This is a genomic window from Flagellimonas sp., assembly GCF_965222555.1.
Lineage (GTDB): Bacteria > Bacteroidota > Bacteroidia > Flavobacteriales > Flavobacteriaceae > Flagellimonas.
In genome coordinates, this window is sequence record NZ_CBDCUG010000005.1 from 990677 (window position 1) to 1002559 (window position 11883).

Annotated in this window: 9 protein-coding genes; 6 read left to right on the forward strand and 3 right to left on the reverse strand. The window is 39.3% G+C overall.

Going from position 1 to position 11883, the window contains the following annotated elements; translation table 11 throughout:
- Nucleotides 1–37 precede the first annotated feature (37 nt).
- The gene (locus ACOQO1_RS12840) at nucleotides 38–3547 is read left to right on the forward strand and encodes an efflux RND transporter permease subunit (protein ID WP_420603282.1); all 3510 of its coding nucleotides are present in this window, start codon (nucleotides 38–40) and stop codon (nucleotides 3545–3547) included.
- Nucleotides 3548–3615: 68 nt separating this feature from the next.
- Here the strand turns inward: ACOQO1_RS12840 and ACOQO1_RS12845 are convergent, their stop codons facing one another.
- Complete coding sequence (locus ACOQO1_RS12845) at nucleotides 3616–3963, reverse strand: toxin-antitoxin system YwqK family antitoxin (RefSeq protein ID WP_420603283.1); 348 nt, start codon at nucleotides 3961–3963, stop codon at nucleotides 3616–3618.
- A 316-nt stretch (nucleotides 3964–4279) separates the two neighbouring features.
- On the opposite strand from ACOQO1_RS12845, the gene aspS reads away from it, so the two are divergent.
- The 5 genes from aspS to ACOQO1_RS12870 all read left to right on the forward strand — a co-directional run bounded on the left by aspS (nucleotide 4280) and on the right by ACOQO1_RS12870 (nucleotide 10030).
- On the forward strand, nucleotides 4280–6025 hold the full coding sequence (gene aspS, locus ACOQO1_RS12850) for an aspartate--tRNA ligase (RefSeq protein WP_420603284.1): 1746 nt from the start codon (nucleotides 4280–4282) through the stop codon (nucleotides 6023–6025).
- Between the two features lie 24 nt (nucleotides 6026–6049).
- On the forward strand, nucleotides 6050–7627 hold the full coding sequence (locus ACOQO1_RS12855; RefSeq protein ID WP_420603285.1) for a hypothetical protein: 1578 nt from the start codon (nucleotides 6050–6052) through the stop codon (nucleotides 7625–7627).
- A gap of 170 nt (nucleotides 7628–7797) precedes the next feature.
- Nucleotides 7798–9498 carry a chloride channel protein gene (locus ACOQO1_RS12860; RefSeq protein WP_420603286.1) on the forward strand — a complete coding sequence of 567 codons (1701 nt, stop codon included), beginning with the start codon at nucleotides 7798–7800 and terminating at the stop codon, nucleotides 9496–9498.
- Nucleotides 9495–9758 carry a hypothetical protein gene (locus ACOQO1_RS12865; protein ID WP_420603287.1) on the forward strand — a complete coding sequence of 88 codons (264 nt, stop codon included), beginning with the start codon at nucleotides 9495–9497 and terminating at the stop codon, nucleotides 9756–9758. Before ACOQO1_RS12860 ends, ACOQO1_RS12865 begins: the two co-directional genes overlap by 4 nt.
- Nucleotides 9759–9835: 77 nt before the next feature.
- Complete coding sequence (locus ACOQO1_RS12870; protein WP_138836430.1) at nucleotides 9836–10030, forward strand: cold-shock protein; 195 nt, start codon at nucleotides 9836–9838, stop codon at nucleotides 10028–10030.
- A 55-nt stretch (nucleotides 10031–10085) separates the two neighbouring features.
- Here the strand turns inward: ACOQO1_RS12870 and ACOQO1_RS12875 are convergent, their stop codons facing one another.
- Nucleotides 10086–10535, reverse strand: a complete 450-nt coding sequence (locus ACOQO1_RS12875) for a nucleoside deaminase (RefSeq protein ID WP_420603288.1) — start codon at nucleotides 10533–10535, stop codon at nucleotides 10086–10088.
- Between the two features lie 103 nt (nucleotides 10536–10638).
- Nucleotides 10639–11754, reverse strand: coding sequence for a hypothetical protein (locus tag ACOQO1_RS12880; RefSeq protein ID WP_420603289.1), 1116 nt, complete (start codon nucleotides 11752–11754; stop codon nucleotides 10639–10641).
- Nucleotides 11755–11883: the final 129 nt, after the last annotated feature.

Genomic DNA, 11883 nt, shown 5'->3' on the forward strand with positions numbered 1-11883 from the left:
CTAACGTCTATCAACCATAGACCAAGACTTTTAAAGAATGAGCAAACAAAAGAAAAAAGTAGATAAAGAGTTTAGGTTGGCATCCTGGGCCATCGACAACAAAACGACCATGTACGTTTTGATTGCGGTAATCTTGTTTCTTGGGGCATCAGCTTACTTTAGCATGCCTAGGGAAAACTTCCCGGAAATAAAGGAAACAAAAATCTATATCAGTTCCCTTTATCCAGGAAACACTGCTGAGGATATTGAAAAACTGATTACAGACCCGCTTGAGGATGAACTTAAAACGGTAAGCAATGTTGTTGAAATAACTTCTACCTCGCAGGAAGATTATTCTATGATCATTGTTGAGTTTGACGAAAACATTTCCGTTGAGGCGGCCAAACAAAAGGTGAAGGATGAGGTAGATTCACAGACCGCAAGCGAGGATTGGCCTACCTTTAACAATGCCAAGGTGGAGCCAAATGTTTTTGACCTGAGCATGTCCGAAGAGATTCCTATTTTAAACATCAATATTTCTGGAGATTACCCTGTGGACAAACTCAAAGAGTATGGGGAATATTTGGAAGATGAAATAGAAAGCCTGCAAGAAATTAAACAAGTTGATATTCGTGGTGCGCAGGAAAAAGAGGTAGAAGTGGCTGTGGACATTTATAAAATGATGGCAGCACAGGTCAGTTTTGACGATATTATCAATACCATCAGCAGGGAAAACATGACCACCTCTGCGGGTAACTTGATTACCAGTGGCCAACGAAGAACAATACGGATTGTAGGCGAAATAGATAAGCCCAGTGACCTTGAAAACTTTGTGGTAAAATCGGAAAACGACGATCCTGTTTATTTAAAGGATATTGCCAAAATCTCCTTTAAGGAAGAGGATAAAACCACTTATGCAAGAGAGTTTGGTGAACCTGTGGTAATGTTGGATGTAAAGAAACGTGCAGGTAAAAATATGGTGGCGGCAGCCGAACAGATTCAGGTGATTGTGGGTGATGCCATCAAAAATGTATTCCCTCAAGATCTAAAGGTAACCATTGCCAATGACCAATCTTCAAAGACCATAGGTCAGGTGGATGACTTGGTGAACAATATCATCTTCGGGATTATTTTGGTAGTTACCGTACTGATGTTCTTTCTTGGATTTAAGAATGCACTCTTTGTTGGGTTTGCGATTCCGATGTCCATGTTCATGTCCCTTATGATCCTGAGTACCTTGGGATACACCATGAACACCATGATCTTATTTGGATTGATCATGGGACTTGGTATGTTGGTGGATAATGGTATTGTGGTTGTAGAAAATGTATATCGCCTTATTGACCAAGAAGGGATGTCACGATTGGAAGCTGCCAAAAAAGGAATTGGTGAAATCGCATTCCCCATTATTATTTCGACCCTGACAACCGTTGCGGCATTTGTTCCCCTAGGATTATGGCCCGGGGTTATGGGACAGTTTATGATCTATTTCCCCGTGACATTGTCCGTTGTATTGGGATCCTCACTGTTCGTGGCCATCTTCTTCAACTCCGTTTTAGTTTCTAGGTATATGACAACGGAGGACAAAGAGATGCCGTTAAAACAAATCATCAGGGTTACATCCATTGTTGCCGGTATTGGATTGTTGATTGTCCTTTTCGGAGGTGCTTATCGCGCACTGGGCACATTAATGATCGTCACTGCCATTCTACTTTGGGGGTATCGACTTTTCCTCAGAGGTTGGGCCAATGGATTTCAAAATAGGGTTTTACCCAAATGGGAAAAGTTTTATGAAAAAACCTTGCGTAGAGCTCTTGCAGGTAGAAAGCCGATCTATATTGCAATCGGCACTTTTTTATTGCTGTTCATCGCTTTTATGGGCTTTGGAGCTTCTGTAGGAAGTCAACGTACCAAAGTGGAGTTCTTCCCAGACAACACTCCTAACCAAATCATTGTCTATATCGAATATCCCGAAGGGACAGATATCAAAAAGACCAATGAAATCACCAATGAGGTTGAAAAAAGGGTATACGACATCATCAACGAGGATGCCTATATGCATGGCGATTACAACTTTTTAACGGAAAGTGCGGTTTCCCAAGTTGGTGAAGGTGCTGGAAATCCACAAACAGACGGTGGCTCAGCTGCAGAAATGCCTCATCGTGGAAAGATTACGGCAACCATGCGGGAGTACAAATTCCGTGAGGGAGCTAATAGTAATGATCTGTTGAAGAAAGTACAGGAAGCCCTAAAAGATGTGTATCCAGGTGTTGCCATTTCTGTGGAAAAAGATGCTGTTGGTCCGCCAGCAGGGTACCCCATCAACATTGAGCTGGAAGGAAATGATTATTCTGAATTGATAGCGACAGCAGAAAAAATGCGTAACTACATCAATGGAAAAAATATTCCTGGCATTGATGAGCTTAAAATTGATGTGAATAAATCCAAACCTTCCATGCTTGTTGAAGTGGACAGAAAAAAAGCGGGGGAACTAAGTGTATCTACTGGACAGGTAGGACAACAGCTTCGTAATTCCATTTTTGGGGCAAAAGCAGGTATTTATAAAGAAGATGGTGAGGATTATGACATTTATGTTCGATTTAATGAGGAGAACCGATACAATACCAGTGCTATTTTTAACCAAAAGATCACTTTTAAAGATCAAAATTCTGGACAAACCAAAGAGGTGCCTATTTCGGCCGTGGCCAAACAGGTAAATACCTCTGGTTTTAGTGCTATCAAGCATAAAGAAACCCAAAGAGTAGTAACGGTCTACTCTGCATTGGCTCCTGGATTTACAGATGCTGGTGCCATTGTGAGTAAGGTACAGGATGAGATGGAAAGTTTCACGGATCTTCCGGCTGACATCAAAATTGATTATACAGGTCAAATAGAAGAACAGAACAAGCAGATGGCATTTTTAATGGGCGCCTTCTTTACTGGACTTGGGTTGATTTTCTTCATTTTGATCTTCCAGTTCAATTCTGTTTCCAAGCCTGGAATCATTATGTTGGCCATTTTCTTGAGTTTGATCGGGGTATTTGGTGGTATTGTGGCCACTGGAAGTGCCTTTGTAATCATGATGACTATGATGGGGATTATTTCATTAGCAGGTATTGTGGTAAACAATGGTGTGGTACTATTGGATTATACCCAACTATTGATTGATAGAAAGAAAGTGGAATTGGAATTGGAAGAGGATGATCTTTTGGATTCAAAGGATTTCTTGGAAGCTGTTGTAAAAGGTGGGAAGGCAAGGCTTCGCCCCGTTTTGTTGACAGCCATTACCACGATTCTTGGTTTGATTCCGCTGGCAACCGGATTCAACATTAATTTCTTTACCCTTTTCAGTGAGTTCAATCCCAACATTTACTTTGGAGGTGACAACGTAATTTTCTGGGGACCATTGGCCTGGACAGTAATTTACGGATTGTTTGTAGCAACCTTCTTGACATTGATTGTAGTTCCAATTCTATTCAGTTTGGTCTATAGAATTAAAGTAAGATTGCATAGACGAAAAGTAAGAAAGGAAGAAAACAAAAAGAAGGTGCTGGATATCGCAGCTTAATAAATTTGATATAAATAAAAAAGCCCGGGCAATTGCCCGGGCTTTTTTATTCTATACGCTTTGTTTTATCAATTTGTGGAAGCAACCTGTCCTTGACTCCAATTCTTTACATCAACAATACGATTATCGGCAAAATCAACTTCTCTCAAAATTTCTCCTTCCCAGAAAAACCATTTGCCAGATCTTATCCCATTTACATATTTTCCAGAGGCTATTTTCTTACCCTCTGTATTATACATAAACCACTGTCCATGTAATTTTCCATCCAAAAAATGTCCTGTTTGGGCAATTTCGCCATTTTCATGAAAATATGTAGCCTTAACTGTTTCCCCAACTTTTTCTAAGGTAGGTTCTTTTGTTTGAGAATACATACCAACCGAAAACAGTATCGCCATAAAAAATATTGCCTTCTTCATATGATATGAGTTTTTATAGATTAATCAATAACACTAACGTTATAAATGTAGCTATTATTTTACATTAAATACATGATTACGTAACGTTAAATTTACATTGCAAATTTAACTGTCTGATATTTAAATGTTTACCAATGTTAAGTTTTTGCATCGTATGTTTTCATCGACAAAAACTGCTTAAAATCTTACAAATACATTAAGCATAGTTTACCTTTTTAACTGGCTGTACCAAAAATTTATATTACCTCAGAAAATCAGGATATCTAGCAATAAATATTGACATTCCTCTTAAATTTGCCCCTTCAGAACGAATATCATGTATAGAAATAATACCTGTGGCGCACTAAGGGCATCACATATCGGTTCAGAAGTTGTTTTAAGTGGATGGGTTCACAAGATCAGGGATAAAGGTTTTGTTGTTTGGGTGGATCTTAGAGATCGTTACGGAATCACCCAATTGGTCTTTGATCAAGACCGTACTTCTTCTGCACTTTTAGAAAAGGCCAGAGAGCTTGGTAGGGAAACTGTAATCCAAATCAAGGGTGAGGTAATTGAAAGAGCCTCCAAAAACCCTAATATTCCAACTGGGGACATTGAAGTGCTTGTGGCCGAACTCCAAATATTGAATGAATCTATTCTACCTCCTTTCACCATTGAAGATGAAACAGATGGAGGTGAAGATATACGAATGAAATATCGCTATTTGGATATCCGAAGAAATCCAGTGAAGGACAACTTGATCTTCAGGCATAAAGTGACCATGGAGGTTAGAAAGTATCTTTCTGATGATGGTTTTATTGAGGTGGAAACTCCATACCTCATCAAATCCACACCAGAAGGGGCTAGGGATTTTTTGGTGCCCAGTCGTATGAACGAAGGTCAGTTTTATGCGCTGCCACAATCGCCACAGACCTTTAAGCAGTTGCTGATGGTAGGTGGAATGGATAAATACTTCCAGATTGTGAAATGCTTTAGGGATGAGGATCTTCGTGCCGATAGACAACCAGAGTTCACACAGATAGATTGTGAGATGGCCTTTGTGGAACAGGAGGACATTTTGAATGCTTTTGAAGGATTGACGAAACATCTCCTAAAAGAAATTAAGGGTGTTGAAGTTGAAGATTTCCCTAGAATCACTTTTGATGAAGCCATGAAACGATATGGTAACGACAAACCTGACATCCGTTTTGGAATGGAATTTGGCGAGTTGAATGCCGTAGCCCAGCATAAAGATTTCAACGTGTTCAATTCGGCTGAATTGGTCGTTGGAATTGCCGTTCCCGGAGGTGCTTCTTATACCCGTAAGGAGATTGACAAACTTATTGATTGGGTAAAACGCCCACAAGTTGGCGCTAAAGGCATGGTCTATGTAAAATGTAATGAGGATGGCTCCTACAAATCTTCGGTTGACAAGTTCTACGACCAAGAAGATTTGGCCAAATGGGCTGAAGCTACCAACGCCAAGGTTGGGGATTTAATTTGCGTCCTTTCAGGAAACATCAATGAAACCCGAGCTCAATTGAGTGCACTCCGAATGGAGTTGGCGGAACGATTAGGACTTAGAAAACCGGATGAGTTTGCCCCACTTTGGGTCATCGATTTCCCATTGTTGGAACTTGATGAGGAAACCGGTACCTACCATGCCATGCACCACCCATTTACATCACCAAAACCTGGACAATTGGAATTGTTGGAGACAAAACCAGGCGATGTTAAGGCCAATGCCTATGATTTGGTGTTGAATGGCAATGAAATTGGAGGTGGATCCATTCGTATTCACGATAAGGATATTCAGGCCACCATGTTCAAACATTTGGGCTTTACTCCAGAAGAAGCCAAGGAGCAATTTGGGTTTTTAATGGATGCCTTTCAATATGGCGCACCGCCTCATGGGGGCATCGCTTTTGGATTGGATAGGCTTGTTTCCATTTTGGGTGGACAGGAAACCATCCGTGATTTTATTGCCTTCCCAAAAAACAACAGTGGTAGGGATGTAATGATTGATGCTCCTGCCAATATTGATGAAGACCAATTAAAGGAGTTAGGCCTGAAACTAAAGTAACAAACAAATCTTCCCCGGTACACCATGGTTAGTAAGACTAGTATTTTCAATTTTCTTTTCGCATTGGTATTTGGAGCTTTTATCTCCTCATGTTCAAGTGATGGAGACAAAGAGGTCCCCGATGATGATTCACCAAAAGTTGAAGATACCACCGCTCCTTCAATAGACGTTCAAGGACTTGTTAATGATCAGATTTTGAGTGAAAAAGTTCAAATAACAGTGAACGTATCGGATGACAATACTCAAAACGTAAACTTGAAAATTCTTTTGGACGGAGAGGAAATTTATGATAGTAGCTCCGAGTATTCCTTTGAATTTGACCCCGATCTATATACCGTTGGAGAAAAAACGCTTCGATTTATTGCCTCGGATAGTGCTAACAATTCCAGCGCGGTAGAGGTTAAAGTGAAAATCCAACGCATCCTGCTGAGATTGCTTATAGAAGAAAATTATATACGTAACCCAATAGAACAAGCTTATGCCTTATTATCCGATGTACAGGGCAACCCTCTGGATAGTTTGGAAATTAGCGACCAACAAAGTCATGTCTTCCTTGCCCCTTTAAGCTTTGATGCACAAGAGGATTTTGTTTTGACGGTAGTTACAAAGGAAAGAAATGACCTGATCAATATTGAATCCACTCCAGGTCTAAACAGGGAAAAATTATCAGAATTTTATTTGAAAAATAAAGGAAGGTTTGATTTTGAGTCCATTGACATTAATTATGGGGCCGCAGGTTTTAACCACTTAGAAGGACTTGGGTATGCATATTTTGTGTTTACACCAAACCAGAGTGAGGGAATATTGGATTTACTTGACAGGGAAAACCCTACCGATTACATTTATATATTATCACCAGGAGGCTCTGTAAATGGCACTCATTTTGTTGCTAAACTTAAAAGAGATACTATTTCCAATCCATTGGTGTTGACCATGGAAGATTTTAATTCCGATAATATCTCCGTTGGCAACTTTCCATATACTGACACTTCCCAAATTGGACTTTTAGGTTTCGAAAACTTGGGCGACTTCCAGAATTATCGATTTCACAATGCCCTATTTGGAATTGGTCAAATTGCAAATCCAGATAGAATTTTGCACCCATATATTGATAATTTCTCCTTTTATCGGCATTCCTATACAGATCTTTATGGAAATAATCTAGATGGTTACAGATATCTTGGTGAGGGACTCCCGCTCAATGAATATAATCCAATTGTAACCGACCTTTCTGCCGTTGTGGAGAATGGTGCAGTGCAAATTACATACACTCCAATCAACGACTATTTTAGTGGTAAGGTTCATTTAAAGTCCGAAAATCAAAAATCAAATTGGGTCTTGACTTTTGATCCTTTTGAGGATAAGGAGTTGATTTTGCCAAAAATGCCTTTCATTGGAGGTTTAGAGACACTTGATCTTACGGACTACGTAATTAAATCTTCTCGAATCTCAAGATATTCCGATGTGGATTCGTATGATGAATACCTTTTAAAGGTAAGAAGCAAAGCAATCAACTACTATAGTCATTCTTCTTTTGCAGAGCACATAACCATTTGGCCCAGTCAGGTTAATCGCGAGGAATACATAGACCCAATTCGTTAGATAGGGTACATTTTTTATGATTTAGCCCATCTGTCCTAAATTTTTGCGAATTTTGGTACTCACGGGAATACCCAACAAGCCTTTGAACAGTGGTTTTTGCCAAAAATGCTCTTAAAAAAATTTTAAAGTGGCGATACAAACATATCTCCAACCGGACTTTTGTGCATATTATGAGTGTGGTAGTGGGGTTTTTAGCAGGTCTAGTATCGGTCACCCTAAAAAATATCACCTATTTCATTGAATCAGCTTTAGAAGGTGGAATTGTTTTTTCGCAAAACCAGTTGTACTTCGTTCTACCCATTGTTGGGCTGACATTGGTTTATCTATATGTGAAGTTCATCCATAAAAAACCCATTCAACATGCGGTTTCCTCCATCATTTTCTCGCTGTCAAAAAAAGGAGGAATCTTAAAGGTGAAAAGTATATATACCCCACTAATTGCTGCTCCGCTAACCGTTGGATTTGGGGGGTCTGTTGGTTTGCTAGGGCCAGCGGTCAAATCTGGTTCTGCACTGAGTTCCAACCTCAGCAGATTGTTTCATATTGATACCAAAACAAGATCGCTCCTGGTTGCCTGTGCCTCCGCTGGAGCAATATCATCCATTTTTCAATCTCCCATAGCCGCCATTATTTTTGCCGTGGAAGTATTTACGTTGGACCTGACCATGCTTTCTATGCTCCCTTTGTTATTGGCTTCAATATCCGGGGTGCTTACCTCCTATTTCTTTTTGGGCAATGAATCACTTTTTAGCTTCTCCTTATCCGAAGGCTTTCAACTTAAAGATACCTTCTTTTATATATTGCTGGGGGTGGGCACTGCTTTTGCCTCCATCTATTTCACCAAGATGTACTTTAGTATTCTTGGTTTTTTCAAACGATTTAAAAGTCCGAAATATAAGCTCCTGGTTGGGGGAATTGCCATTGGAATCATGCTTTATGCCATTCCACCATTATATGGTGAAGGTTTTGGATTTATAAACAATCTTTTGGATGGTGATCATTTAGAAGCCTTGGGAAAAACCCCTTTTGATGATTACACCAATAACATTTGGATCGTTATTGCGCTTTTGTTCGGTATCACCATTTTTAAGGCTATTGCCATGACCACCACCTTTGCAGCTGGCGGTGCGGGTGGAATCTTTATTCCTACCATGGTTATGGGAAGTGCTTTGGGAAATGTACTGGCCAAGGTCATCAATAATCTAGGACTTGGATTTGCAGTTTCAGAAAGTAATTTTACGCTCATTGGTATGGCAGGATTGATTGCCGGGGTAATTCATGCACCACTGACCGCTATTTTCTTGATAGCCGAAATCACAGGAGGTTATCAGCTTTTTGTGCCTTTGATGATTACCGCTTCCATTTCCTATTTAATTACCAAAAATGCATTGGATTACACCATTTACACCAAAGAATTGGCAAAAATCGGTGCTGTTCTGACCCACAATAAGGACCAAATGGTTCTGGGGCTCATGGAAATAGATGACGTCATAGAAAAGAATTTTAAACCCATTCACCCAGAAATGTCTCTTGGGCAAATGCTGCATGAATCCGTATCTAAATCCAAAAGAAACATCTTTCCGGTTTTAAATGAAGAAGAAAAATTAATGGGCATCATAGTTTTGGACGACATTCGCCAGTTTATGTTTGATACGGAACTTTATGATTCCCTGTTTGTGAAGAACCTGATGCATGCCCCTCCTGAGCATATTTTTTGCGATTCGGATAGCATGAAAGAGGTTATGCAAAAATTTCAGGACAGCGGCGCATGGAATTTGCCCGTCATCAGGGAAGGAAAATATGTGGGTTTCATCTCAAAATCCAAATTATTGACGGCCTACAGAAGAAAATTAATCAATTACACCCGATGAAATTTAAGTTAAAACATCTGACAATTTTAGCGCTCTTGGCCAGTGTCTCATCCATTGTGTACGGCTTTACCATTAAAGAGGATGACCTTTCCAGGGCCAATAAATTCATTGGCGGGGGTACGGCAGGACTTTTTTTGGTCACCATGCCACTTTTTTTATTTAAAGAAAGTAAGGGCAAAGACATGAAAGATTATATGTTGACCAAGGAAAACATAAAAAAAATGCAAGGTAAAGAAAGAGAAAACACTGAAAATCAATAATTTTATTAAGATTTAAAGTCCTTTTCGCCTAGGTCAAATTAAAATACCCTATTTTAGTATTTTAACAATTATTTATAATGACTGGTACAGTAAAATTTTTTAATGGGTCCAAAGGTTATGGATTCATTACCAACGACGACACAGGAAAGGACATTTTTGTTCATGTTACAGCATTGAACGGAGTGGAACTAAACGAAGGTGACAAAGTAGAATACCAAGAAGAAGAAGGAAGAAAAGGAGTGGTTGCTGCACAAGTGCAAGTAATCGGATAACAATATTTTATTTTGATTTGACTAAACCCTGATGCAAAACATCAGGGTTTTTTGTTTAGTTAAGATTACGGCGTTGAATAAAAAACCGTTTCAACATTTCAGAAGCTTCATTCTCCATAATTCCGCCAACAATTTCAGTTTTTGGATGAATGTTCCCTCCCATTACGTTAAATCCGCGCTCCAAATCCGCCGCCCCATATACTACTTTGGAAATCTGGCTCCAATAAAGGGCCCCAGCGCACATTTGGCAAGGCTCCAAGGTTACATAAAGGGTACACCCATGCAAATATTTACCTCCTAAAAAATTGGATGCAGCAGTAATCGCCTGCATTTCGGCATGGGCAGTTACATCTTTTAATCTTTCCGTTAGGTTGTGCGCTCTTCCTATAATTCTATTATTGACCACCACTACGGCGCCAACCGGAACCTCTCCATTTTCAAAAGCAATTTCAGCCTCTTGCAAGGCTCTTTTCATAAAATAATTATCATCAAAAGGTTCAACCATATCAAAATTGGAACTTAGTGCACAATAGTAGTTATTAATCCAATTGAAAACAAAAAACCCTTTGCTAAAGCAAAGGGTTTTTTGTTAGTTCTTAGTATCCCTACTATTTTTTCTCAAAGAATACTTTGTAAGTACTTTCAAATGTACCATCTCCATTACTATCATAAGATTCAGTAATTATCAAAGAATTGCCATCTAGCTCAATTTGTCCATCATAGAGCAGTTCTCCATTACCAGGCGTATAGGTTTCTACACCCTCACCTTCTGTTCCCATATCATTATATGAATACTCGACTATAGTCAATCGTTTTTCTTCAGCAACATAAGCCCAGTTACCCGTACTTGTATAATGGTCAACATATTCCAAATAACTCACCTCACAATTTTCTACGGATGTATGATAGTCCAAGTAGTCTTCTCCTCCTTTAAACTCGTATTCATAGGTTCCGTTTTCCTTAAAGGTAATGTTCCCAAATTCCAAGAATGAGCATTCCTCATACTCCAAAGTCATTTCATTTGCGCACGTTGCACTATTTGTATCACATTCTGAAACACCGGCTTCATCCACATCTATTTTGCCATCTTCATCAGGATATTCTTCTTTAATAAGTTTCCATTCAGCGACTAAATCGCTCTTTCCTCCCCAACTTTCCACAGTTACACAAACTTCTTCCGGAGCACTAATATTTCCTTCCACATCATACACGCAGATTACATAGCAGAACGTACCTGGTTCAATATTGGAATTGAAATCAACATCTAACGTATTATCATCCTCTTTAGCTGTAATGGACACATTATTTTTACGGTTTTTCCCAATAAACCCTTTTAAAGACTTGGAAGATGAAGAGTTTGCGTTAATGTCTATATCATAATAACCATCTGCCATAGTACCATCATTTGCCTTGAACTGAAGATATGCGCCAGTTACATTCCCATCAGAATTGATTGAAACTTCAAAGCCTTCACCCAATAGAGCGGTTTTACTTGAAGCTGAAACGTCTAATGAAATTGCTTCATTTGGTGTAGGAGGAGTCCCGTCATTCTTGGTTCCGCCTTGGATAACAACATTATTGGCAACATCATTTGCTTGCAACGGTGTGTTTTCCAATTCTTCAATGGCTTGATCCTTGTTTTCAGCATCTGAAGATTCATCCTTGCTACAAGAGGCCAAAAGTACCAAAGCAGCCAAGGTCAATGATTTGAGGTTTTTGTTCATTTTATTAAAAAGTTTTTATGATTCGATAGCTTAAAACTAGGGAATACCCACAGGTCTTTTGCATCTTTGTTGCAGAGAAAGACAAACCCGTTGTCAAAGCTTAAAAAATGTAGTTTTGCATTTTAAATT